A 24,283-nucleotide genomic window follows, 5' to 3' on the forward strand; every position below is an offset into this window, starting at 1 on the left:
AACTCACATATTGATGCTCCGATCGCCTTCGCCTTCACCCGCTGACGAGGGCCGCGATGAGTGCGCGGGGGCCTGGCTGGAGGGCGCTCAGGTGGAGGCCCGCGGCCGTCGGGACGGGGGTGAGCGGGGTGGGGAGGTGGTCGAGCAGGGAATGGTGGCCGGTCGTCGGCAGTCCGAGGTCGAACGCCATCCTCCTGGTCAGGCCGCGTCCGGCCTAGGTACAGGTGATGTTGGCCGGGCCGGGCGTGGACGGGCCGTTGGCCTGGAAGCCGAAGGTGGCCGACGCGCCCGGTGCGAGGCTCGTGGCCCAGCTCGGTGCCTTGATCGTCCATGTGGTGCCCGACGGCGTGATGGTGGAGCTCCAGGCGTTGACCAGGGTCACGCCGGACGGCGCGGTCCACGTGATCGTCCAGTTGTTCCAGGTCGTGGTGCCCGTGTTCCGCACGGTGACATTGGTCGAAAAGCCGCCCTGCCAGGCGTTGGCGACCTGGTAGTTCACGCCGCAGGAGACACCGGTGCCGCCCGTGGGCGTGGGCGTGACGGTGGGGGTCGCCGTGGGTGTGGAGGTCGAGCCCTCTGAGGTGGTGTAGCTGACCTTGGTGTACGGCGTACCGCACTGCGGGTTGCAGGCCGACGGAAGCGTGAAGCTGTACACGCGCCCGCCGTTGATCAGCGTGTCTGTGACGTCTCGCACCCGGATCTGGAACTGGTTGCCGCCCGACGTGGTCCCGCCGATGACGTAGGACTGGCCCATGTCACCGTTCATCTGGGCCGTCTGCCACGCTCCGTTGGAGAAGTACTCGACGCTGTGGATGCCGTTGGCCAGGTGCGAGACGGAGATGGCCGGCCACCAGACCTGGGCGGACTGCAGGAACCCGATGTTGATATCGCCGCTGTAGTTGGGCGCGGGGACGAACGACCAGGTGACGTGCCGGTTGTTCCAATGGTTGGGATACATGTCCGCGACCGCGGCACCGTTCTTCACGAACCGGTTGAGCGAGTCCTTGGCCAGGTCCAGATGGTAGGGGTCATCCCGGCACCAGCCGTTGGAGTCGCCGCAACTGTCGGCGACGAGCATGGTCAGCTTCGCGCCGTTGTAGGTGTCGGAGACCCAGGAACCGCCGCGGCAGAACGGCTGGTTCTGCGCGCCGTCGTTGGTGCCCGTACAGAGATCGCCGATCTCGACCTGCACGTAGCGGCCGCAGTTCAGGCCGTTGTTCCACAACCCGGCCTTGCTGAGATCGGCCCCCGTCAGCGGCCGCGGGTAGAAGGTGTAATCGCCGGGCGTGTTGTAGACGTTGAGCGCGACGAAATCCTGTGAGTCGAGGTTCGCCTGGGGCACTCCGCAGCCGCCGTACGGCATGCCGAGTCCGTCGAAGTAGGTGGCGTTGCCCGTCACGGGGCCGGGCGGGTCACTGGCCGCGCCGGCGGACTGTTGCATCAAGGGCACCAAGGCGCAGAACGCGACCAGGAAACCGGGAAGCACAACGGCAAGTAACCAGCGACGAGCGTGACTCATCGGACTCCCAACGCAGAAAGGCTCGAAACGACTCTTTCCGCGGAGCGAAGGCCCGGTCAAGTACAGGTGCTCGCGAGCTGGGCAAACACGCCGAAAGGCCTGTAACTTTCATCGACTCGCTGAAATGCCGGGCCGGTAGTTCGCCCCCAATGGCGCGTCACCGTCGGCTGCGACTGTGGCACCGCGCCAAGGTCTACGTTCAGGACCGCCTGCGCGAGCACGGCGCCCGACTCTGGGCTGGCTGCAGGACGGAGCCCACGTATACGTGTGCGGCGACGCGGACCTCCGTGCCCCGCTCCGTGCCTGACGGCTCGACGTAAGAGTGGGCCGACGCCGGGCACCGAAGCGCTGCCGGATAGTCTCGTTGAGACTGGCCAAGGTTCCGGAGGGTCGTCCTGTGAGGGGAATCGAGGCACACACACGAGGACTCGTTCCGGCATGAAACCAAGACCGAACGCCATCTGCATCGGGGGGCCCTGCGACGGCAGGCTGGCCCGCATCGAGCAGGACGTCGGTATCGTGCAGGTGCCGTTAGGGTCGGCCGGGGACGCTCAGAGCGCTCCTTATCGGATCACTGCGGGCCGCGTACACCATCCGTCGTGCCGCACTCCATTCACGGTACTCAGCTGGGTCGCCGTAGCCGGTCAGGGCCCTTGACCGTATTCCCCCAGGCCTCTGGCCGCGGGACGACCCCGGCGCCCTCGGCCAGTTAGCCCTGGCGGGAGCGGCATTTCGGCGGGGCCGCCGTCGATCTGCGGGCCGACGTCCAGCCTGTCGATGCTGAGCGCCTCCACGGAGCCGGCGTGCGGCACGGCGTCGCGGTGCCGGCGCAGCCGCGTGGCCGGTGTCACGGAGACCACCGGCCAGCGAGCACGCGACAGCAAGCGTGACACCGTCCGATCAGCCGGCTGCCGCCGCGGCAACGCCACCTGGTGGCGCGGGACAAGGATCTCTATGCCCGGATCGCCGCCGGCGGCCCCGACCCGACCCCTGTGTGTTACTGGGGCTCGATGAACTGCATGTCGAGCTGGATCTTGATGGAGTCACTGAGGATGGCGGGGGCGAAGCCGAGACCGAAGTCGCTCCGGCGGATCTCGCCCTTCGCCTCGAAACCGGCATGCCGGCGTCCGTCGACGATGGAGTCCTCGACCCCGCCGAACTCGACGTCGAAGATGACGGACCGGGTCACCTCGCCGATGGTGAGGTCGCCCTCCATGGTCCAGTCGTTGCCGTCGCCTTCGATCCTGGTGGAGCGGAACGCCATGGCCGGGCGGTTGGCGACGTCGAGCATGTCGGGGCCGCTGACGTGGGCGTCGCGGTCGGCGTTGCCGGTGTCGATCGAGTCGAGCGCGACGGTGGCGGTGACCGCGCAGCTGTCGAGGGTGTCGCTGACGATGAGGTCCGCCTCGAAGCGCCCGAACTGGCCGCGCACCTTCGAGATGCCGAGGTGGCGGATCGTGAAGCCGACCGCCGAGTGGAACGGGTCGAGGGTCCAGTGGCCGGCGAGGAGCGGCAGAGCGGTCGGCGTCGTCGTGGTGGTCTTGGAAGTCATGCCCCCCAACCTGGCCCGGGCGGCGGCGCATAGGGAGGCCGGGCTGAGGCTGGCCCTGACAGGGCGACGATGAGCGCGCCGGGAATCGGTAGGTTGCGGGTGTGAGCGACAACGAGCTGGGCGCGTTCCTGCGGAGCCGCCGGGAGGCCATCAGTCCCGCCAAGGTGGGGCTTCCCGCCGGGGTCCGGCGGCGGACCCCCGGGCTGCGCCGTACCGAGCTGGCCACGCTCGCGGGGATCAGCGTGGAGTACCTCGCACGGCTGGAGCAGGGCCGCGACCGGCATCCGTCCCCGCAGGTGCTCGGCGCGCTCGCCGACGCGCTGCGGATGTCCACCGACGAGCGTTTCCACCTCAGGCTCTTGGCGAAGGCGACCGAAGGCGGCAGCCCCTTCGTCTGCCCTTCGGCGCAGCCGCCGGTCGTTTCCATCCGGCCGACCGTACGGGCGCTGCTCGACAAGCTGGAACCCGCCCCGGCGGTGCTGATCAACCGGATGACGCAGGTGCTCGCGTACACCACGGGCTTCGAGCGCCTGGCCCGGCCCACCGGCCTCCTGGACGCGGCCGAGCCCACCTTCGTGCGGTTCGTGTTCACCGACCCGCGTGCCCGCGACGTCTACCCCGACTGGAACACCGTCGCGACCCAGCAGGTCGCCATCCTCAAGTGCGCGGCGGGTCTCGCCGACCCGCACGTGGCGGCCCTCGCCGACGAGCTCACCGTCACGGCCGGCAGACCCTTCACCGAGCGGCTCACGACGCCGGGCATCCCCGAGCGGGCCGGTGTCCAGCGCTTGGCGCATCCGGAGGCCGGGGAACTGCGCCTCGCGTACGAGGCCCTCGAGCTCGCCGACGACCTGCGCCTGATCGCCTACCTTCCGGCGGACGAGGCGTCGTCTGCCGCGCTCGATCGCCTGGCCGGCCGTCACCTCGGCACGCTCCGCGTCGTCAACGGCTGACTGCGGACGTTCGCCTGCCGGGGGTTCGGCCGTTCCCGGGGTCGGCCTGTCCCCCTATCCAGACGACCTGGTCATCACGGCAAAGGCCGGGGTCGCACCGCCGAACCACCTGCACAATGCGGCGATCTGCGGATGAACCGGGGCATGACCAGGCCGCGCAAACAGGCCGGCGCCGACGGGCATGAAACGGCGCACCGACGGGCTGGAGAAATGGTTCGGGCCTGCCCCACAGGTGTGGAGCAGGCCCGGACGTATGACGCGCGCGTCAGTCGGGTCAGGCGGGAACGATGTTCTCCGCCTGCGGGCCCTTCTGGCCCTGGACGACGTCGAAGGACACCTTCTGTCCCTCGGTCAGCTCGCGGTAGCCGCCGGTGGACACGATGTTGGAGTAGTGCGCGAAGACGTCGGCGCCGCCGCCGTCCTGCGCGATGAAGCCGAAGCCCTTTTCAGAGTTGAACCACTTCACGGTTCCGGTTGCCATGTCGATCTCCTTCAGATATGTGCAGACCAAACGGAATCCGCACCGTGCGGAGTCCCGTGTCGTCGCAATGAGCCCATCCGGAAATGACCGGCAAAAACAAAACGCGCCCAACATTACATTCTGTCGGGCGCGCACAAAGTCTATGGGTACCACAACTGCAACACCTTCAGTCTAGCACACCCTCCGGGAGAGCCGTCCGGCCGTGGAGGAGGGGCGGCGGGAAGCCGCCCCTCCGGCTGCACCGTTCGCCTACCGCCCACCACTGCGTGCCTGGCCTCATGAGGGGCGGAGGAGTCCAGCCATCCGAGCCGCTCGGCGAGTCGCCGGGCTCCGTCGAGGTCGCCCGCCTACTCCTCCTTGTGGATCGTGACCGCTTGGATCGCTGTCAACAGGATCGTGTGCACGGGTGATTCGTGTCGTGTCGAAGCGGATCCATGCGCGTACTCATCGAGCACAACGGTGTTGCGGGAACGATCCAGTTCGACGACAGCCCCCTTGAGCGACTGACCTCCGCGCAGGTGGACCGTGACCCGCTGTTCGTTGCCTTCCACACTCGACAGCACATACATCCATACGTCTACGTCCGCCATTAAGCTCCTCCGCAGGAATCTCCGGCAACTCGGTCACGATCAGCTCCCACGCCTCCTCCGGAACGCGGTCGAGAAGGGCGTACGCATGACGTCAACGTCTCTCTTACGGGAAAATGAGCTGACCCGATCGAGTCGTCGTGCGGATTTTTTTCGGCAAAACCTTCTTTCGTCAATTGATATTGTAACGCTGTGTGGTCGCCGCTGAAATGATCACGGTCATGCTTCGGCGTTGTGCGGCCTGCACCCCCACGACGTGCCGTAGCAGCGGCAGTTCGGCATGGGTGAACTCACACGCCGGCAACGGCCACAACCCCTCGCCGCCCCATTCGGTGCACATAGCCGGCCGCCTGCTCACCTCGGCCGATCGGCGGTCACGAGGTGCGGGCCGGGCTGTCGCGGTGACCCGAATGCGGCGCATCCCTGCCACGAGTAGCCCTCTGTCGCCGGTGACGTCGCATGCCGCCATGCGGACGGCGATCCGGAACAAGCACCGCACGGGCCTCGCCGCGACGAGATCGGGGTCGACGCCCGCCAGGAACGCCACGGGGGGGTAGCGAGAGCGAGATGTGGCCTCCGGGCGTCCCGGCGATCGCCGATGGCGCCTTCTCCGGGTCGGCTCGTTCGGCTGGTGGCTGAATCCAGGGTAATTACCACAATAAGTACTAAGGTGGTAATCAGGTCCGGATATCCGCCGGAGCCCGACGAGGTCGCACACGCAGACCCACGCGAAGGCCAGCAGTCGCCGACTAAGTACGCCGGACGATGTCGCGCGGTGATCACACCGCCCGTTCCGTGGAACGCGTGGGGTCTACCTGGGGGCCATCATGGCCGACGGCCGGCACCGAACACCCGCTGATCGAGTACGGCTCAGAGCCGAGCCGATGCACCCCGCTGACAGTGGCTGACGACGGCCACGCCCCAGGAGCTCCTGACGGTGCCCAGATGTGGATCATCGCCTATCTGGTCGCGGTCATCCGGCACATTCCGCTCCGCCAGGAGGCTTGAGATGTTCGAGAAGTTCACCGACCAAGCGAGGCGTGTCGTCATCCTGGCGCAGGAAGAGGCCAGGATGCTCAATCACAATTTCATCGGTACTGAGCACATTCTTCTTGGTTTGATCCATGAAGGTGAGGGCGTGGCCGCCAAGGCTCTGGAGAGCTTGGGCGTCAGCCTTGTGGGCGTGCGCCAGCAGGTCGAGGAGATCATCGGTCATGGTCAACCGGCCGAGTCGGGGCACATCCCGTTCACTTCGCGGGCCAAGAAGGTCCTCGAGCTGGCGGCCCGTGAGGCTTTGCAGCTGGGTCACGAATACATCGGCACTGAGCACATCCTGCTCGGGCTCATCCGTGAGGGTGAAGGTGTGGCCACGCAAGTGCTGGTCAAGCTTGAGGCCGATCCCGGACGCGTCCGGGACTGGGTCCTCCAGGCGCTCTCCGGCCGCGGCGACGACGAGCCGGCGGCGAGCGTATTCAAGGAGTCGGCCCGGCCGATCTCCGGGATGCTCGAGCAGTTCGGCCGCAACCTGACCCAGGCGGCCCGTGAGGGCAAGCTGGATCCGGTGATCGGCCGTGAGAAGGAGATCGAGCGGGTCATGCAGGTCCTCTCGCGGAGGACCAAGAACAACCCGGTTCTGATCGGCGAGCCCGGTGTCGGCAAGACCGCCGTCGTCGAGGGGCTGTCGCAGAAGATCGTCAGGGGTGAGGTGCCCGAGACGCTGAAGGACAAGCAGCTGTACACGCTTGACCTCGGTGCTCTGGTCGCCGGTTCCCGTTACCGCGGTGATTTCGAAGAGCGTCTGAAGAAGGTGCTCAAGGAGATCCGTACGCGTGGCGACATCATCCTGTTCATCGACGAGCTGCACACGCTCGTGGGCGCGGGCGCGGCTGAGGGCGCGATCGACGCGGCCAGCATTCTCAAGCCGATGCTGGCGCGTGGCGAGCTTCAGACGATCGGCGCGACCACGCTCGACGAATACCGCAAGTACCTCGAGAAGGACGCCGCGCTGGAGCGCCGCTTCCAGCCGATCCAGGTGGCCGAGCCCTCGCTCAGCCACACGATCGAGATCCTCAAGGGTCTGCGCGACCGCTACGAGGCGCACCACCGCGTGTCCATCACCGACGACGCGCTGGTGGCCGCCGCGCAGCTGGCCGACCGCTACATCAGCGACCGCTACCTTCCCGACAAGGCGATCGACCTCATCGACGAGGCAGGGGCACGGCTGCGTATTCACAGGATGACCGCTTCGGCCGGCCCGTACACCGAGGACGTCGTCACCGAGGAGCTGATCGCCGAGGTTCTGGCGACCGCCACTGGCATCCCGGTCTTCAAGTTGACCGAGGAGGAGTCGCAGCGTCTGCTCCGTATGGAGGATGAGCTGCACAAGCGGATCATCGGTCAGGATGATGCGATCAAGGGTCTGTCGCGGTCGATCCGGCGTACGCGTGCTGGTCTGAAGGACCCGCGTCGTCCTGGTGGTTCGTTCATCTTCGCGGGTCCTTCTGGTGTGGGTAAGACGGAGCTGTCGAAGGCTCTGGCGGAGTTCCTCTTCGGTGATGAGGATGCTCTGATCAGCCTGGACATGTCGGAGTTCATGGAGAAGCACACCGTTTCGCGGCTGTTCGGCTCGCCTCCCGGCTATGTCGGGTATGAGGAGGGTGGTCAGCTGACGGAGAAGGTGCGGCGTAAGCCGTTCTCGGTGGTCTTGTTCGATGAGATCGAGAAGGCTCATCCGGACATCTTCAACTCGCTGCTGCAGATCCTGGAGGATGGTCGTCTGACCGATGCTCAGGGTCGTGTGGTGGACTTCAAGAACACGGTCATCATCATGACCACCAACCTGGGCACGCGGGATATCTCCAAGGGCATCGGGGTGGGGTTCGCGAAGTCGAATGACGCCGACTCCAACTACGACCGGATGAAGTCGAAGGTGCAGGAGGAGCTCAAGCAGCACTTCCGGCCGGAGTTCCTCAACCGTGTCGATGACATCGTGGTCTTCCATCAGCTGACGCCGGCCGAGATCATCAAGATCGTGGATCTGATGCTGGCTCAGGTCGATGCCCGGCTGAAGGACCGCGACATGGGGCTGGAGGTTTCGCCTGAGGCCAAGCAGTTGCTGGCCGACCGGGGTTACGACCCGGTCATGGGCGCCCGTCCGCTGCGCCGTACGATCCAGCGCGAGCTTGAGGACTCGCTGTCGGAGAAGATCCTGTACGGCGAACTCCGGCCGGGCCAGGTCGTCAAGGTCACCGCTGACGGCCTCAGGCTCGTCTTCACCGGCGAGAGCGTGCCCCGCGACCTGCGTCAGGACGTGGCGGCGCCCGCTTGAGATCGGGCCGATGCGGGCTGCCTACGGCCGATGCCGCCCCCAGGTGAGCGGTCAGGTCACCAGGGTCAGGCCACGGTCCAGGCCGGTTACGTGCAGCAGCCGGAACACCTCCGGACGAGGTGCGGCCAAGGCGAGGGTGATGCCCTGAGCACGGGCGCGACGCTGGATGCCGACCAGCACGGCCAGCCCGCCGACATCGCAGAAGGGCACCTGTGACAGGTCGATGATGAGCGGGCTGGTGCTGTGGCGCAGCGTGATCAGCAGCTGCCGGCGCAGGGCCTTGCTGGTGAAGATGTCGATCTCGCCCACCAGGTGGACGGTGGTGGGGGCCGCTGAGCCTGCCCCGCCGGACGGGGCGGTGTCGATGATGCTCATGAGGTCTCCGATCGGAGAAGAGAAGGGATGAGGCGCCTGCCGGCGGGAGAGCGGTGGGCCGCCAGAAGGGGCGGTGTCAGCACTGCTCAATCCGGCCGGCAGGCGGCGCGTGATCACACCGGGGCGGTCGGCGGGTCGGTGTGATGGACGGTTCCGCGATCGGTCATGGGCGCTCCCGGGTGTACGGGACGGCGGGAAGGTGCGCGATGGTGAGGATCTCCGTAGGGCTGAAGCCCGTCGTGTCCTGCGTGGCGAGTTCGAGCGTGGCCTCGGCGGGACCACGGGCCGTGTCCGGCTCAGTGATCAGCAGGACGATCTGCTCTGAGCCGGCGAGGGTCGAGATGACCACGCGGGGGTCGGCGTGGCCGAACCAGCCGACTCTGACCTGCCGCCCGCGTGCCGGGATACGGCGCGGGATGTGGACCCAGGCGTCCCTGTACACGCTGACGCGCATCGTGGACCGGCCGAGCCGCTGATCAATGGCGGCGGCGTCGCTGGAGCGGGGCCACCAGGCCCCGTCCACGGTGGCTCGCCGGTCGAGCGCGGGACTCAGGCTGAGCCGGATCGTGGAGTCGCAGGCTGGAAACGCTGAAGCGACGGGACTCAGGAGCTTGAGACGAGAGAGAAGGGTCGGCATCATGATCGCCTGGCCTGTCCGGGCCCTCGAAGGGCCGAAACGTGGTTCGCCGTGGGCGACGCCGACCTGGATGCCAACGCACGGAATGTCCTCGGTGGCCATAGGTTACCTCATTCGAAGGAATCTACGAGGGGGCGCGGCGGAGGGAGGCATCGCAGGATGACATGCCCTTCGCTCAGGTGGGTACATCGTGCTTGCGGTCAACCCTCTGCAGGCGGCGCTCCCAAGTACGGCCCTTGGAAGACAGCCTCCGCGGCGCATGGTTCGTGCCGCGTATACCGCGCCCAACGAAGCACAGCACAGGAGCGCGGTATGAAGACTTCATATGGGGACCTTCGAGTCGATGCGCGGCACGCGGCGATTCCCTTGCTACTGACGGCTTGCCTGCTGCTCCTCCCGGCCTGCGGCTCCCCGATGCAGTCCGTCGCGCCTCAACCCACCTGGAACCGTAACGGCCTGGTCGATGGGCAGGTCGGTGCGATGCGGCTGCTGCACGTCCACATCCTGGCCCCGCCCATGGACAAGCAGAAGGCAGGAGACGACCTGGGCCTGTACCTGACCCTGGTCAACAACAGCGACAAACCCCAGAAACTCGACGGCGTCAGCACCGTGCACGCGGAAAGGGTCGTCTACCGCGAAAGCCCCTCCGCTCCCCGGCAACCCGTCCACGTGACGATCCCCGCTCGCGGCACCCTCTCACTCCAAGAGGGGCACGACCGCCCTCACCTGGAACTCATCGACATCCACCGCCCGCTCGGGGCCACTCCGATCGACGTCACATTCCGCTTCTCCACCGGCACCCTCACCCTGCGCATCCCGGTACTGCCGCTGGAACGAGGAGCCGGATCGTCCACACCGAGCCCCAGCTGAGCCTCGGCCGGAAGGCGACACCACCTCGCCGCAGGTCGATTCGTTGTCATGGTGCGGCTTCGAGCTGCTTCTTGACCGCTGCCACCCGGTCCGGCAGCATGCCCGGGGCGATCGGCACGCACTCGTAGCCGAGTGAGGTGTAGGCGTCCTGGTGGATCTGCTCGAATCGCAGCGACTCCTCAAAGGTGATCAGCCGCGCGTCGGTCGGCGCGACGAACCCGAGATTCTGGATGAAGAAGACCTTCTTCTCGTAGATCTGCCGGGCCTGGATGCGCTCCAATTCGCGGGACAGGCCCGGAGAGACGGGATGGCCGAGATAGGTAGCCAGGGCGTAGGTGCAGACAGGCGATCGATCGTAGATCTGTACCTCGCCGGGAAGGGCCGCGGCCTGTTCCTGCCGTCGGCGCTGCAAGGCGATGATCGCCTCCACGAAGGACGACTTCGTCCACGGCTCGCGATCGCCCTGGGCCTGGTGCAGGGCGATGACGTCTGTGGCCGCCTCCTCGACGACGGTGTAGCCGTCACGCTCCAGCCAACGGAGGATCGCGGTCTTCCCGGCTCCAGGGGTGCCGGTCAGGATGTAGCGCTTCATCGATCATTCCTCGTACGTCGCGGATCTGGGCGCCGGATGCCGCTGCTGACGAGGTCACCGCCGACAGCGCGTCCATGAGCCACCGCACAAGCGGCTGTTACTGGGGCGCCACCTACTGGAGATCAACCGTTCCGTGCCTGCGCGACCTCGGGCTGCTCGGTGTTCAGCGAGTCGACCAGCGCGTCGGCCTCGGCGTCGCGGGCCGGAGCGACAAGACCGATGAGTACGAACACCACCAGCGCGGACAGGACCGGGGCGGCCACCTCCACGGTCTGGCCCTGACCGGGGAAGACGTACTTCAGGAGCGCGAAGACCACGAGCCCGGTCGCCCAGGATCCGATCGCGGCGGCGGGACCGCAGCGGCGGAACATCGGCAGCATACCGAGCAGCATCGGGATGGCGATAGGACCGACCAGCGCGCCGAACCAGAGGATCAGCAGGCCCAGCACACCGCCGAAGTTGTCCGCGCTGAGCGCGATGCCCATCGACAGCGCGATGAACAGGGACGTGGAGACCCGGCCGGCCAGCAGCTCGGACTTGGACGAGAGCTGGTGTGCCCGCTTCCAGACCGCGGGGATGATGTCCCTGATCACCACCGAGGAGATCGCGTTGGCGTCCGAAGACGTCATCGCCATCGTGTGCGCGAACATCCCGGCGAGCACGAGGCCGATGAGCCCGCCGGGCAGCAGCTGCTGGGTCAGCAGCGCGTAGGACTGGTCGGGCTCGGCCAGGTTGGGGAGCAATACCGGCGCGGCCCACATCGGGAAGAACAGCACGAGCGGCCAGAAGAGGTAGAGGCCCGCGGAGAACAGCGCGGCGCGACGGGCCGAGTCCCCGGTCGGCGCCGCGATGAAACGCTGCGCGAGGTTCCAGGTCCCGCCGTTGTAGGAAAGCGTGTTGATCAGCAGGTAGACCAGGACGAAGCCCATGGTGTACTTGTCGTTGAACGGCTGGCCGTGTCCTTCGGGAAGCCGGTCCCACAGCGTCCAGATCGCGGACAGGCCACCGAGCTTGGCGAGCACGGCGACGAACAGCGTGATCCCCGCGACGAGCTGGATGATGAACTGACCGAGGTCGGTGAGCGCGTCAGCCCACAGCCCGCCGATCGTCGAGTAGATCAGCGTGACCCCTCCGGTGAGCAGCACGCCCCAGGCGATCGGCACGCCCGCGAACACCTGGAGCAGGAGCGCGGTCGCCGCCCACTTGGCGCCGACGTCGAAGACCTTGAGAGCGGTGCCGCTCCACGCGAGCACCTGCTGCGCCGGCACGTTGTAGCGGGTCGCGAGATATTCCAGCGGCGAGATGATCCCGAGCCGCTGCCGCAGCCTCGGCCAGCGCGGCGCGAACAGGAACGACCCGACCAGCATCGCGAACGTGATGCCGATCGCCCACCAGACGTACAGGGTGAAACCGGCGGTGTAGGCGATGGCCGCGTAGCCGACGAAGACCGCCGAGCTGTAGCCCGACATGTGGTGGGAGATCCCGGACAGCCACCAGGGCATCTTGCCGCCGGCGGTGAAGAAGTCCTTGGCGTCGCGGATGCGGGACTTCGCCCAGACGCCGATCGCGATCATCACGACGAAGTAGCCGCAGATCACTAGCCAGTCGAGAAAACCCATGAGATCTCCCAGGTCGGGGGGGTGGGGAGCGGTGCAGGTCAGGCGCTGTGGATAGGCACGCCGTTCACAAAGGTGTGCAAGACAGACAGATCGGGAGTGGTGACGATCAGGTCGGCGGGCGCGCCGGGTTCGACGCGGCCGCGGCCGGTTCCGAGCAGCCGGGCCGGGTTCGCCGCGGCCAGGCCCACCGCGGTGCCGAGCTCGACCTCGGTACGCGTGACCGCCCAGGCGAGGCACTCGATCAACGAGCTCCCCGAACCGGCGAGCAGCTCACCGCCGGGCAGAGTCACCCGGCCGTCCTCACGCACCGTGATCCGGCCGCCGACCGGGGTCGTGTAGTCGCCCGGAGCGCAGCCGGCCAGCGCGACGGAGTCGCTGACAAGCAGCGCGCGGCCGGTCCCCTTGGCACGGAGCATCGCGGTGAACGTGTCGGCGGGCAGGTGGTGCCCGTCCGCGATGAACGTCGCGGCGAGCCGGTCCTCGGCGAGCTGCGCCCAGATGTAGTTGGGATGCCTGCGGATCATCGCGTGCGAGCCGTTGCCCAGGTGGGTCGAGAGCCGTGCACCCGCCCGCACGGCCGCCTTGATGTCGGCGGGCGCCGCCGCGGTGTGCCCGATGGACGCGACGACGTTCCGCCGGGAGAGCTCGGCGATGTAATCGACGGCGCCCGCCCGCTCGGGAGCCAACGTGACGATCTTCACGAGCCCGCCGCTCGCCTCCTGCCAGCGCCCGAACTCGGCGATGTCGGGGTCGCGCAGGTGATCGGCTTCATGCGCGCCCCGCGGCCCGTCCTCGGGCGCCAGGTAGGGCCCCTCTACGTGCAGGCCGGGTATGGCATGCCTGACCAGCGGATCGGCCTGTCGCGCCGCCGCGATCACGCGCAGGTTTCTGGTGATCTTGTCTTCCGGCGCCGTGATGATCGTGGGGCACAGCGTTGTGGTGCCGCGCTTCCACAGCTCGCGTACCAGCTCGACCACGTCGCCGGTCGAGAGGTCGTCCGCGTTGAAGTCGCGCCCGCCGTACCCGTTGACCTGGATGTCCACCAGGCCCGGGAGGATGAGCTCGTCGGGTGCGTCACTGATCTCGGTGACCGCGGCGATCCGCGGCCCATCCAGGTCGACCCGTACGGGGCGCCCGTCCGCGAGCCTGCCCTCGAAGACCGTCACACCGCCTCCCCCGCGAGTGCCTGGGCGGCGGCCATGACCAGGCGGCCGGCGTCGGGTGTGAAAGCGGCACGCAGCCCATAGGCCCGATGGGCCTCGCAGATCTCGTAGCCGCCCTCGTCGTAGTGTGTCTCCGGATAGGGCAGGTAGCCGGGCACCCCGCCCGTGTAACCGGCGACGAGCAGCCCGGGATCGCCGAGCGCGGCACGCAGTTCCACGGCGAACTCGACGAAGGGCTCGCAGGGAAGGAACACCAGCGGCACGCCGCCCCACCGGTGCACGGCGACCTGGACCTCGACCGACGCCGGCCCGGGGTCGGCCAACTGGGCCAGCGCCCACCCCGCCCACACCCCGTCGGGTTCGTCCGCGAGCGCGCGCAGCTCGGCCGGCGTGAGCGGGTCGCCGAGCGGCAGGTCGACGCGCGTGGCGGCCACCGACACCGGCCCCGCGAACGGTTCCGTGCCGGCACCGAGCGCGGCCTCCCCCACCTGGGTCCCGATCCGCTCCGCGGCCTCGAAGGTCCTGCCCGGGCGTGGCTCGGTGCCGCGCAGGCTGTCGAGCGCGGTGTGCCCGGTGTTGAGCTGGCCGCAGCAGCCCTGGAGGAACACGGCCACACCGCCGATCGTGGACTCCAGGTGCCGCCGCGCGTAGCCGGGCCAGTCCGCGGTGATCTGAAGGTTGTCGGGGCCGAGCGTCACCGGGTGACAGGCGTGGGAGAACACGGTGGCGATGGGCTCGCCGTTCTCGCGCTCCAGCCGTACGACCGGGACCGCGGGGTCGGTGAGGGTCCCGCCGCGCCGGTTGTGCGCGACGCCGTGGAGCGTGCCGCAGCCACGGCGGAGCACGGCAGGCGCCAGCGCGCCGAGCGCGGCGGCGCCGGCGCCGGCGATCTGCGAGCAGGCGTCCCGGACGTATCGCGGGTCGGCGACGCCGCCGATGCCGCCCCTGGTCACCGCGGGCCCCGCGTGCGTGTGCGTCGCCGCCACGGCCACCCGTTCCTCCGGGATCCCGGTGCGCTCGTGCAGGTCACGGGCGATCCGCCGGGTGGTGTCCGGGTCGAGCGCGATGAGATCGGCGGAGATCACGATGGACGTGGTCGCGCCGTCGGAGACCGCCACAGCGGTGGCCAGCAGCGGGTCGTGCACCGCGGTGGAAGCGGAGGTACGGGCGGCGTAACCGGCGAGCGAGCCGCCGGCCGGCGGCGTGATGTCGGCGACCGCGGCCCCGGCGAACAGCCTGTTCACAGCCATCGGACCCGCCCGCGGAAGCGGTCGAGGAAGAGCCCGTTGCGCTCGTCGCCGCCCGGCGCGTTCCCGCTGCGCCAGATCTCGGGAACCGTGCCGCGCTCGGCCAGCTCGGCGATCGCCGCGGCCATGACGCAGTTGAGTGTGTAGGCGTTGGCGAACGTCGAGATCGCGCCGACCCGCTCGGGGACCCCCTCGATCTCGAGCACGGCGTCGCCGATCGGCACCTTCGTGTCGATGTGCAGGTCGACGAGGTCGTGCAGGTTCTGCTTGGTGGGGTGCCTGGCCGGGTGGCCGGGCGCGGTCCGGTCGGCGTGGTCCCTGGATGAGACGCCGATGACGGTGACACCGTGCTCCCGGGCGGTCAGCGCGGCGTCGATGAGTGCGGCGTTGATCCCGTAGGCGTTGACCAGGATGAGCAGGTCGCCCGCGCCGAGCCTGTTGTCCTCGATGACGACGCGGCCGTAACCAGGGGTGCGTTCGATCGCCATCGAGCGCAGCGCGCCGCCGGACAGCAGCGTGCCCTCGTCGAGGATCGCGCTGACGTTGACCAGGCCGCCGGCGCGGAAGAACACCTCCTGCGCGGCGAGGTTCGAGTGCCCTCCCGGGCCGTAGACGTAGATCAGCCGGTCCGTCCCGTGCCGGGTGATGTGGTCGGCGATGAGCTTCGCCGCCGCCCCGATGGCGTCGGCCTCCTCGGTTTCGATCCTGCCGATCAGGCCTGCGACCTGCTCGGCGTACGTCCGCATGAGCGACGCGTGCCGTCCGTTTTGCACCTGCAGGCTCCTCGTGACCGATGAAAGCGATTGCAGGCATTTAAGTCCATGCCCGAATCCCGGTCAAGAGGCGGCTCGTGGGCCCGTGGAGTCGCGTGCGACGAAGACGCCGGGCAGCCTGATGTGCTCAGGCGCACCGCCCGGAGCCTCGATCTGCCTGGTCAGGACCTGGACCGCGGTGGCGCCGAGGTCGTCCATAGGCGCGGTCACCGTGGTCAGGCTCGGCGTCACGGTCCTTGCGAGAAGCACGTCGTCGCAGCCCACGACGCTGCGCTCCCCCGGCACGGAGACGCCGCGCCCGGCCAGCTCGGCGAGCACCCCGCACGCGGTGAGGTCGTCGAAGGCGAAGGCGGCGGTGGCGTCGGTCCCGAGCAGCGCGGCACCGGCCTGCCTGCCGCCCTTGAACGTCGCGCGGAACGGGCCGAGCTCCACGAGCTCGACCCCGCGGCCCCGCGCCCACCTGCGGATCGCGTGCGAGCGCCGGCCCGCGGCCCACGACGCGCTCGGCCCGGCGAGCAGCGCGAACGAGCGGTGCCCATGCTTGTGGAGATGCTCGCCCGCGTCGAAGAGCGCGCTGGTGTTGTCGCAGATCACCGAGGAGAGGTCGCGCAGCGGGCGGTTGAGCAGGACGCAGGGAAGCCCCCTCGCGGCCTCGCGCAGCGCCGACGACGACGAGCGCGGCGAGGCCACGATCACCCCGTCCACCCTGCTGCGGAGCTGGGCGACGTGTCTCACTTCCGCCGCCGCGCTCTCCTCCGCGTCGACCAGCATGACCGAGCTCCCCATCCGCTCCGCCGTACGCTGGATCGCCCGCACGAGCAGCGGAAAGAACGGGTTGGTGATGTCGGAGACGACCAGCCCGATCATCTCCGCCCTGCCCGTGACCAGACCGCGCGCGGCCGAGCTCGGCTGGTAGCCGAGCTCGAGGGCGGCGGCCATGATCCGTTCCCTGACCTCCGCGCTGACCAGCTCAGGGCGGTTGAAGGCCCGCGACACGGTCGCGGCGGAGACGCCGCACCGCTGGGCGATGGAGTAGATCGTCGGCTTGCTCACACCGCACTCCTCAGCATTGGCTCGACCCCGGCTTGACCGAAGTACTCTAGCGAAGCCAGAATCCATGCAATCGCTTTCATTGTCCTCCATGGAAAGGACGGCATGGGTTCCGAGCAGCCCGAGCAGATCGCCCGCAGGCAACTCGAAGACGTCATCCTCCCGTTCTGGCTCGCGAACGGCATCGACACCGAGCACGGCGGGTTCTTCACCTGCTTCGACAATCGCGGCCGTCGCCGGCTGTCCACGAACAAGTTCACCTGGTCGCAGGGGCGTTTCGTCTGGCTGCTCGCCCGCGCCGCCCGGCTCGCCGACCGCGGCCTGCTCTCGCGGCGTTTCGACCCCGCCACGCTCGTACGGCACGCGGAACGCGGCGCGTCCTTCCTCCTCGACCACGCCGTCCTGCCTGACGGCCGGTGCGCCTACGTCCTGGACGAGGAGGGCGGGCCGCTGCCCGCGGAGCGCAGCATCTTCGCCGACGCCTTCGTCGCCATGGGGCTCGCGGAGCTCACCAGATACACCGGCTCGCCCGATTACCTCCCCACGATCGATGTGATCGTCCAGCGGATCGCGGACGACGTGGAGGCGGGTGATCCGCCGACGCCGCCATACCCGTTGCCGCCCGGCTGCTCGGGGTTCGGCTCCCGCATGATCGTCCTCAACGCCAGGCTCGACCAGGTACGCGCGCACCAGGCGGTGTCGGCGGACACGCTCCCCTACGCGGACGAGCTGCGCGCCGCGCGCCGGGCCATGGTCGCGCACCGGGAGGAGAGCGGCCTGTTCACCGAGACGTTCGTGGCCGATCCCGGCATGCGGGACACGGTCCTGGCCAGGCACCACACCCCCGGCCACGCGCTGGAGGGGATCTGGATGGCGCTGGAGGCAGGCGAGTTGCTCGGCGAGACCGGCGACCACGGTGACCTGGTCGCCAGTGTCTCCGCGCTGTGCGAGGCCGGGTGGGACGACGAGCACGGCGGCCTGTTCCGCTACGTCGGCGTCTCCGGCCGGCCGTACGGCGGGCCGTACGAAGACCTGGTCAGGCGGACCTGGTCGACCAAGCTGTGGTGGGTCCACACGGAAGCCGCCTACACCACCCGGCTGGTGGCCGTGCGCTACGGCGACCGGGAGGCGGCCGGCTGGTTCGACCGGATCTGGGACTACACGCTCGGCACGTTCCCCGGCGGAGCGGACGGCGAGGAGTGGGTCCAGATCAGGGACCGGGCCGGGGCCCCGCTTGATGAAGTCGTCGCCCTGCCGGTCAAGGACCCGTACCACATCTCCAGGAACCTCATGCAGATCCTCGAACTCGGCGCTCAGGGAGGCCGGCCGTGACGGCCACGAACACGGACCCCGTGATCAAGCGGGTCGCCGGACGCCTCGATGTCCGGATATTCAGCGACAGGGCGGAGTCCGGCTCCGCGGCGGCGCGTGCCGCGGCGGAGGCGTTGCGGACGGCGCTCGCCACCCGCGGCGAGGCCAGGGTGGTCTTCGCCGCCGCGCCCTCGCAGCGTGAGACGCTGGCCGGCCTGCGCACGGCCGAGGGGATCGACTGGTCCAGGGTCGTCGTCTTCCACATGGACGAGTACATCGGCCTGCCCGCGGACGCGCCCCAGCGGTTCGGCCGCTTCCTCCACCACGAGCTCTGGGACGCCGTACGGCCCGGCGCGGTCCACGTGATCGAGCCGGGCGACGACCCGGAGGCGGAGAGCGCGCGCTACGCCGAACTCCTCGGCCGCGGCCCGATCGATCTGGTCTGCCTGGGCATCGGCGACAACGGCCACCTGGCGTTCAACGATCCTCCGGTGGCCGACTTCGGCGATCCCCTCGCGGTCAAGGTCGTCGAGCTCGACGACGCCTGCCGTCGGCAACAGGTCAGCGACGGGTGCTTCGCCACGCTCGCGGACGTGCCCGAGCGGGCGATCACGCTGACCGTTCCCACGCTGATGGCCGGGCGCACGCTGGTCGCCACCGTGCCCGGCCCGAACAAGAAGGCCGCGCTCGCCGCCGCGCTCGACGGGCCGGTCGCCGAGAGCTGTCCCGCCTCGATCCTGCGTACCCACCCGGACTGCACGCTCTTCGCCGACCTGGAGGCCTACCAGTGAGAATCACCGACGCCAAGGTCATCGTCACCAGCCCGGGCCGGAACTTCGTCACCCTGAAGATCACGACCTCGGACGGCGTCACCGGCATCGGCGACGCGACGCTCAACGGCAGGGAGCTCGCGGTCGCGTCCTACCTGCGCGACCACGTCTGCCCGCTGCTCATCGGCCGCGACCCCGCGCGCATCGAGGACACCTGGCAGTACCTCTACCGCGGCGCGTACTGGCGGCGCGGCCCGGTCACGATGACCGCGATCGCGGCCGTCGACACTGCCCTGTGGGACATCAAGGGCAAGGTCGCCGGGCTGCCCGTCTACCAGCTGCTCGGCGGGCGCTCACGCGAGGGCGTCACCGTGTACGGCCACGCCAACGGCGAGACGATTCCCGAGGTGCTCGACGAGGTCGCGAAGTATGTCGAACTCGGCTACCGCGCGGTCCGCGTGCAGTGCGGCGTACCCGGTCTCGACGTGACCTACGGCGTCAGCAACGACAAGATGTTCTACGAGCCCGCCGACGCCAAGCTGCCGAGCGAGGCCACCTGGTCGACCGAGCGCTACCTGCGCGTCGTGCCCGAGCTGTTCGCCGCCGTACGCGACCGCTTCGGCCACGACCTGCACATCCTGCACGACATCCACCACCGGCTCACCCCTATCGAGGCCGGTCGGCTCGGTTCGCGGCTGGAGGAGTACGCGCCCTTCTGGCTGGAGGATCCGGTGCCCGCCGAGCTCCAGGAGGGGTTCCGGCTGATCAGGCAGCACACCACGGCACCGATCGCGGTCGGCGAGGTGTTCAACTCGATCTGGGACTGCGAGCAGCTGATCCGCGAGCAGCTCATCGACTACATCCGGGCCACGGTCGTCCACGCGGGCGGGATCACCCACCTGCGGCGGATCTTCGACCTCGCCGCGCTCCACCACGTGCGCACCGGCTCGCACGGCGCCACCGACCTCTCCCCCGTCTGCATGTCGGCCGCGCTCCACCTTGACATCGCCGTCCCCAACTTCGGCATCCAGGAGTACATGCGGCATACCGAGGCCACCGACGAGGTGTTCCCGCACGGTTACCACTTCGCCGACGGCTACCTCCATCCGAGCGAGGAGCCCGGCCTCGGCGTCGACATCGACGAGAAGCTCGCCGCCCGCTATCCCTACGAACCGGCCTACCTGCCGGTCAACCGGCTGACGGACGGGAGCATGCACAATTGGTGAGACTCAGCCGCGCCACCCTGTCCAGGGTCGCGCCCACCGCGCGCCCGCTCGCGGAGCCGCGCCTCACCGGCGTCGTGCACCTCGGCATCGGCGCCTTCCACCGGGCCCACCAGGCCGTCTACACCGAGCGCGCCATGGCGGAGACCGGCGACGACCGCTGGGGCATCTGCGGAGCCAGCCAGCGCAGCACCGACGTGGCCGACCGGCTCCGCCCCCAGGACTGCCTGTACGGCGTGCGCACCGGCGACGAGGTCCGCGTGGTCGGATCAGTGCGCGACGTGCTCGCCCCTGGTGACGACCTCGCCGCACGGCTGGCCGCGCCGGAGACCGCGGTCGTCACGTTGACCATCACGGAGAAGGCGTACCGCCGCGACCCGCGGCCCGGCGCGATCGGGAGGCTCGTCGCCGGGCTACGCGCCCGTGCCGCCGCGGACGCGGGCCCGCTCACCGTCGTCTCCTGCGACAACCTCCCCGACAACGGCGCCACCCTCGCCGGGCTCGTGACAGAGCTGTGCGAGCCGCCGCTGCTCCAGTGGGTCGAGGAGAACGTCAGGTTCCCCGCGACCATGGTGGACAGGATCGTCCCCGCGACCACGCAGGCCGACCTGGACGACATGGCCGCCAGGCTCGGCGTGACCGACCTGGGCGCGGTCGTCACCGAGCCGTTCACGCAGTGGGTGATCGAGGATTCCTTCGCCGGGGACCGGCCGGCCTGGGACAAGGCGGGGGCGCTCCTGGTGGGTGACGTCCGGCCGTACGAGCGCATGAAGCTGCGCCTGCTCAACGGCAGCCATTCGGCCATCGCCTACCTGTCGGGGGCGGCGCACGTGTCCGGGGCCGTGGACGATCCCGCGTTCGCCGGGTTCCTCCGCCGGCTGATGGACGACGACCTCTCGCCCACCTTGGACGGGCTGGACGGGTTCGACCTCGCGGGGTACAAGGAGTCGCTGCTGACCAGGTTCGCCAACCCCGGCCTGCGGCACCGCGTCGCGCAGATCGCGGTGGACGGCTCGCAGAAGCTGCCGCAGCGCCTGCTGGACCCGGCGCGCGACCGGCTGGCCGGCGGGCACGAACCCCGGTGGATCGCGCTGGCCGTGGGCGGGTGGATGCGGCACGTCACCACGTCACGCGAGCTGGACGACCCGCTGGCCGACCGGCTGCGCGGAGACGGAACGGGCTCCGCCGCGGCGACCGTGAACCGCCTGCTGGCGATCGAGGAGATCTTCGGCGCCGACCTCCGGGAGCACCGGGTCTTCCGCGAGCTGGTCACGGACTGCCTGGAGCGGCTCAACGCCGACGGCGTCGCTGCCACCCTCCGCGCGCTCGATGCCGGCCGGCCGTGATCGGTTTCGCCGTGCCGGATCTCGAACGGCCGATGCCGGAAGATGGAGGCTTGGTGAGAGTGGAATCCAGGGCGTAGGCCCTTGGCCCGGCCGAGCCCCGGGCTCGACCGACAGGCCGCACTCGTCGTAGGGCAGGAGCTCCAGCCGTTTCGGTTCGCCTCCGGCGCCCACAACGGCGAGCTCTACTCGGAGTCGGCGCGAGGAGAAACAGTCATTACGGGCAAACCTCATCAGAGGTGGCGATAAAAACGGGAAACGCCTTAGCGCGGTGCACCAGAAGTGCGTGCTAGACTGTCCTGCGTTGTAGTTGTGGTACCCATAAGGACTTTGTGCGCGCCCGCAGAGTATGATCTTCGGGCGCGTTTCGTTTGCCGGTCATTTCCGGATGGGCTCATCGCGGCGACACAGAATCCGCGCGACGTGAATTCCTCGGGATTCAGCACTTATCTGAAGGAGATCGACATGGCAACCGGAACCGTGAAGTGGTTCAACTCTGAAAAGGGCTTCGGCTTCATCGCGCAGGACGGCGGCGGCGCCGACGTCTTCGCGCACTACTCCAACATCGTGTCCAACGGCGGCTACCGTGAGCTGACCGAGGGCCAGAAGGTGTCCTTCGACATCGTCCAGGGCCAGAAGGGCCCGCAGGCGGAGAACATCGTCGCCGCCTGACTCGACGCGTGTCACTAGTCCGGGCCCGCACCCACCAGGGTGCAGGCCCGGACTACGTTTTTCCCCAGAATTTCGTACGGCTTCATCCCGCTTTCCGTCCGTTAAACCAGGGCGAATCACGACAAACATTTTCCGAGCATGGCAAACGTCGCCGACTCGTAGATTTCAGCACCATGGTCGCGGTGCCCCACAGCCAAGTACGGGTCAGCACATGGTCCACGTGGTCGACTTCGTCTTCCGCACCGGCGAGATGAGCTGGAAGACCACCGTGTGCTTGGACCCGAGGTCGGGGCTGACCTGCTTCTTCGAGCCGAAATAGTCGCTTCGGCCGTAGGACGGTATCCGCCTGGAGCCGCTCTCGATCACCTGGCCGTCGACGAGCCACTGGTAGGAGAACGGGGCTCCCATTTCAGACGCGTCCAGCCCGACGCCGAAGCTCACCGAGCCCGAGTAACAGGTGACGCCCGCGTCGTTGATCCTAGACGCGCCGGCGACCCGTACGTAGGCGAGGCTGAACGAGGCGGCCTTGGTCTTGCTCGCGGTGGGCGACGGGCGCGTGGTGGCCGGCTTCTTCGTCGGCGTCCGCGTGGGCGTTGGACGGATGGTGGTGCGCGCCTGAGACGGCGAGGGGGTCGGGCGCGGCCGCGTGGTCTTGGGGGTGATCGGTGGGGTCCGCGTCGTCTTCTTGGGCGCGACGGTCTTCTTGTGCTTGGCCGTGGTGGTGGCGGAGGGGGACGGCTCGCTGGAGCCGGCGGCCAGCGCCGGTGGGGGGGCGGGATCCCTCGAGGCGTTCCAGACGACGACGCCGGCCGCCAGGCACACGGCGACCGCTCCGGAGACGCCGGCGATCAGCGGGAAACGCGGTGCCGCGCGGCGCGGCGGAAGGGTACGGGGCTGACCGCCACCTGCCGGCGCGTGCCAGGGGCCGGGTGCGGGGTGCTGATGCCCCACCGGGCTTCCGGAGGCGGACCGTTGCCCGCCGAGCAGGCGCAGCAGGACGTCCCGCATCTGCGGGCGGGCGCCGGGGTCCTTGGCCAGGCAGGCGTACACGACCGAGCGCAGCGGCTCCGGTAAGTCGCCCAGGAACGGCTCGTGGTTCAGGACGCGGTTGATGACGGCGGGCAGCGAATCGTCGCCGAACGGCGGCGTGCCCGTCCCCGCGAACACCATGACAGAGGCCCAGGCGAAGACGTCCGCCGCCGGGCCGACGTACGCGCCGGCGAGCTGCTCGGGGGCCATGTACGCGGGCGTCCCGACGACGCTGCTGGTGACGGTGACCGCGGAGTCGGCGACGCGCGCGATGCCGAAGTCGATGACACGCGGCCCGTCCCGTCCGAGCAGCACGTTGGCGGGCTTGAAGTCACGGTGCACAATGCCCGCCTTGTGGATGGCGGCCAGCGCCGTGGCCGTGCTGACGGCCAGACGCTGCAGGTCGGCGCCGTGATGGCGACCCGTCTGCTGCAGCGACGGCCCTTCGACGTACTCGCTGACGATGTACGGACGCGCGCCCATCGACGCGTCGAGCACTTGGGCGATGCAGAACGGCTCCACACGCCGGGCCGCGGCGATCTCATTGGCGAACCGGTTGTCGCCGCCGACGGACTGCCGCAGCACCTTGACGGCCACGGGCCGGCCGTCCGGGGCCTGGCCGAGGTAGACGATCCCCTGTCCTCCCTCGCCGAGCCGCCCGACGATCCGGTAGGCCGCGATCGTCTGGGGGTCTCCTGGGCGCAGTGGTTCGGCATTCGGCATGAGTGGAGTTACTCCTGTGACGGCCGGGGCGGACCTTCTGCACCCTAACGGGATAAATCCTGATCTGTGGGTGTGTTACGCGGACTCCGATTCCCCGTGCGCGTTCGTCGGCGGCGAAGTCCGGGACATCGAGGCCGCGCCCCCTGGGCTTCTGCCGGGGAAGACGAGCCGGCGGTCGACCAGCGCGTCGACGTAGGCGGGGGTGAGCGATCCGACGCCGAACAGGACGCGGACGTACGCCAGGAGGTGGCTTCTAGGTTGTGATCAGGGACGTCGCAAGCTTCACGGCGAGGAAGGACGGCGCTCGGTGGAGCTTGTCGTAGCGCGCTTCGTCGATCCCACGAAGGCCGGCCGTGGGCGCGGTTTGAACCGGGGATGCGGGCGGCCTCTTTGGTGAATGCCACTTCGATGCACGCCGTTTACCGAATTCGGATGATTTCTAAAATCACGACTGAATTTTACTCTC

General features: G+C 68.9%; 23 protein-coding genes. 8 read left to right on the top strand and 15 right to left on the bottom strand.

The features are described 5' to 3' along the window. Positions 1–34: 34 nt before the first annotated feature. From ACQPWU_RS57585 to ACQPWU_RS57595, 3 genes are all read right to left on the bottom strand, one after another. Positions 35–190, bottom strand: coding sequence for a hypothetical protein (locus tag ACQPWU_RS57585; protein ID WP_433435534.1), 156 nt, complete (start codon positions 188–190; stop codon positions 35–37). Positions 191–214: 24 nt separating this feature from the next. Next, complete coding sequence (locus ACQPWU_RS57590) at positions 215–1,441, bottom strand: cellulose binding domain-containing protein (protein WP_433435535.1); 1,227 nt, start codon at positions 1,439–1,441, stop codon at positions 215–217. 1,075 nt (positions 1,442–2,516) lie between these two features. After that, positions 2,517–3,071 carry a YceI family protein gene (locus tag ACQPWU_RS57595; protein ID WP_433435536.1) on the bottom strand — a complete coding sequence of 185 codons (555 nt, stop codon included), beginning with the start codon at positions 3,069–3,071 and terminating at the stop codon, positions 2,517–2,519. A gap of 101 nt (positions 3,072–3,172) precedes the next feature. Between ACQPWU_RS57595 and ACQPWU_RS57600 the strand changes: the two genes are divergently transcribed. Beyond that, a complete protein-coding gene (locus ACQPWU_RS57600) occupies positions 3,173–4,024 on the top strand; it encodes a helix-turn-helix domain-containing protein (protein WP_433435537.1) in 852 nt (283 codons plus the stop codon). 274 nt (positions 4,025–4,298) lie between these two features. Here ACQPWU_RS57600 and ACQPWU_RS57605 read toward each other — a convergent pair whose 3' ends face one another. The 3 genes from ACQPWU_RS57605 to ACQPWU_RS57615 all read right to left on the bottom strand — a co-directional run bounded on the left by ACQPWU_RS57605 (position 4,299) and on the right by ACQPWU_RS57615 (position 5,639). After that, a complete protein-coding gene (locus ACQPWU_RS57605) occupies positions 4,299–4,505 on the bottom strand; it encodes a cold-shock protein (RefSeq protein ID WP_433435538.1) in 207 nt (68 codons plus the stop codon). A 347-nt stretch (positions 4,506–4,852) separates the two neighbouring features. Further along, the gene (locus tag ACQPWU_RS57610) at positions 4,853–5,095 is read right to left on the bottom strand and encodes a hypothetical protein (protein ID WP_433435539.1); all 243 of its coding nucleotides are present in this window, start codon (positions 5,093–5,095) and stop codon (positions 4,853–4,855) included. Positions 5,096–5,264: 169 nt separating this feature from the next. Then, positions 5,265–5,639 (bottom strand): hypothetical protein, encoded by a 375-nt coding sequence (locus tag ACQPWU_RS57615; protein WP_433435540.1) that lies wholly within the window; start codon positions 5,637–5,639, stop codon positions 5,265–5,267. Between the two features lie 462 nt (positions 5,640–6,101). Between ACQPWU_RS57615 and ACQPWU_RS57620 the strand changes: the two genes are divergently transcribed. Further along, positions 6,102–8,420: an ATP-dependent Clp protease ATP-binding subunit gene (locus tag ACQPWU_RS57620; protein ID WP_433435541.1), complete on the top strand. Its 2,319-nt coding sequence runs from the start codon at positions 6,102–6,104 to the stop codon at positions 8,418–8,420. Positions 8,421–8,471: 51 nt separating this feature from the next. On the opposite strand, the gene ACQPWU_RS57625 is transcribed toward ACQPWU_RS57620, so the two are convergent. Both ACQPWU_RS57625 and ACQPWU_RS57630 read right to left on the bottom strand, forming a co-directional pair. Then, positions 8,472–8,795 (bottom strand): STAS domain-containing protein, encoded by a 324-nt coding sequence (locus ACQPWU_RS57625; protein WP_433435542.1) that lies wholly within the window; start codon positions 8,793–8,795, stop codon positions 8,472–8,474. 163 nt (positions 8,796–8,958) lie between these two features. Beyond that, a complete protein-coding gene (locus tag ACQPWU_RS57630; RefSeq protein ID WP_433435543.1) occupies positions 8,959–9,534 on the bottom strand; it encodes a DUF5994 family protein in 576 nt (191 codons plus the stop codon). A 210-nt stretch (positions 9,535–9,744) separates the two neighbouring features. Between ACQPWU_RS57630 and ACQPWU_RS57635 the strand changes: the two genes are divergently transcribed. Next, positions 9,745–10,302: a copper chaperone PCu(A)C gene (locus ACQPWU_RS57635; RefSeq protein ID WP_433435544.1), complete on the top strand. Its 558-nt coding sequence runs from the start codon at positions 9,745–9,747 to the stop codon at positions 10,300–10,302. 46 nt (positions 10,303–10,348) lie between these two features. Here the strand turns inward: ACQPWU_RS57635 and ACQPWU_RS57640 are convergent, their stop codons facing one another. The 6 genes from ACQPWU_RS57640 to ACQPWU_RS57665 all read right to left on the bottom strand — a co-directional run bounded on the left by ACQPWU_RS57640 (position 10,349) and on the right by ACQPWU_RS57665 (position 16,749). Continuing rightward, positions 10,349–10,894 (bottom strand): AAA family ATPase, encoded by a 546-nt coding sequence (locus ACQPWU_RS57640; protein ID WP_433435545.1) that lies wholly within the window; start codon positions 10,892–10,894, stop codon positions 10,349–10,351. A 122-nt stretch (positions 10,895–11,016) separates the two neighbouring features. Beyond that, a complete protein-coding gene (locus ACQPWU_RS57645; RefSeq protein WP_433435546.1) occupies positions 11,017–12,513 on the bottom strand; it encodes a sodium:solute symporter family protein in 1,497 nt (498 codons plus the stop codon). A gap of 38 nt (positions 12,514–12,551) precedes the next feature. After that, a complete protein-coding gene (locus tag ACQPWU_RS57650; RefSeq protein WP_433435547.1) occupies positions 12,552–13,679 on the bottom strand; it encodes an N-acetylglucosamine-6-phosphate deacetylase in 1,128 nt (375 codons plus the stop codon). Then, positions 13,676–14,926, bottom strand: coding sequence for a neutral/alkaline non-lysosomal ceramidase N-terminal domain-containing protein (locus ACQPWU_RS57655; protein WP_433435548.1), 1,251 nt, complete (start codon positions 14,924–14,926; stop codon positions 13,676–13,678). Before ACQPWU_RS57655 ends, ACQPWU_RS57650 begins: the two co-directional genes overlap by 4 nt. Further along, complete coding sequence (locus tag ACQPWU_RS57660) at positions 14,917–15,696, bottom strand: sugar isomerase domain-containing protein (RefSeq protein ID WP_433435549.1); 780 nt, start codon at positions 15,694–15,696, stop codon at positions 14,917–14,919. Before ACQPWU_RS57660 ends, ACQPWU_RS57655 begins: the two co-directional genes overlap by 10 nt. A 63-nt stretch (positions 15,697–15,759) precedes the next feature. Next, the gene (locus ACQPWU_RS57665; protein ID WP_433435550.1) at positions 15,760–16,749 is read right to left on the bottom strand and encodes a LacI family DNA-binding transcriptional regulator; all 990 of its coding nucleotides are present in this window, start codon (positions 16,747–16,749) and stop codon (positions 15,760–15,762) included. Between the two features lie 102 nt (positions 16,750–16,851). Between ACQPWU_RS57665 and ACQPWU_RS57670 the strand changes: the two genes are divergently transcribed. The 5 genes from ACQPWU_RS57670 to ACQPWU_RS57690 all read left to right on the top strand — a co-directional run bounded on the left by ACQPWU_RS57670 (position 16,852) and on the right by ACQPWU_RS57690 (position 22,065). Further along, positions 16,852–18,078 (top strand): AGE family epimerase/isomerase, encoded by a 1,227-nt coding sequence (locus ACQPWU_RS57670; RefSeq protein ID WP_433435551.1) that lies wholly within the window; start codon positions 16,852–16,854, stop codon positions 18,076–18,078. Continuing rightward, on the top strand, positions 18,075–18,848 hold the full coding sequence (locus ACQPWU_RS57675) for a 6-phosphogluconolactonase (RefSeq protein WP_433435552.1): 774 nt from the start codon (positions 18,075–18,077) through the stop codon (positions 18,846–18,848). The genes ACQPWU_RS57670 and ACQPWU_RS57675 overlap by 4 nt, the downstream gene beginning before the upstream one ends. Then, positions 18,845–20,053: a D-mannonate dehydratase ManD gene (gene manD, locus ACQPWU_RS57680; RefSeq protein ID WP_433435553.1), complete on the top strand. Its 1,209-nt coding sequence runs from the start codon at positions 18,845–18,847 to the stop codon at positions 20,051–20,053. Before ACQPWU_RS57675 ends, manD begins: the two co-directional genes overlap by 4 nt. Continuing rightward, the gene (locus ACQPWU_RS57685; RefSeq protein ID WP_433445554.1) at positions 20,050–21,396 is read left to right on the top strand and encodes a mannitol dehydrogenase family protein; all 1,347 of its coding nucleotides are present in this window, start codon (positions 20,050–20,052) and stop codon (positions 21,394–21,396) included. Before manD ends, ACQPWU_RS57685 begins: the two co-directional genes overlap by 4 nt. 462 nt (positions 21,397–21,858) lie before the next feature. After that, the gene (locus ACQPWU_RS57690; protein WP_360684920.1) at positions 21,859–22,065 is read left to right on the top strand and encodes a cold-shock protein; all 207 of its coding nucleotides are present in this window, start codon (positions 21,859–21,861) and stop codon (positions 22,063–22,065) included. 204 nt (positions 22,066–22,269) lie between these two features. Here ACQPWU_RS57690 and ACQPWU_RS57695 read toward each other — a convergent pair whose 3' ends face one another. Beyond that, positions 22,270–23,817, bottom strand: coding sequence for a serine/threonine protein kinase (locus ACQPWU_RS57695; protein WP_433435554.1), 1,548 nt, complete (start codon positions 23,815–23,817; stop codon positions 22,270–22,272). Positions 23,818–24,283 lie beyond the last annotated feature (466 nt).

It is taken from the genome of Nonomuraea sp. CA-141351, from assembly GCF_050944675.1.
GTDB lineage: Bacteria > Actinomycetota > Actinomycetes > Streptosporangiales > Streptosporangiaceae > Nonomuraea.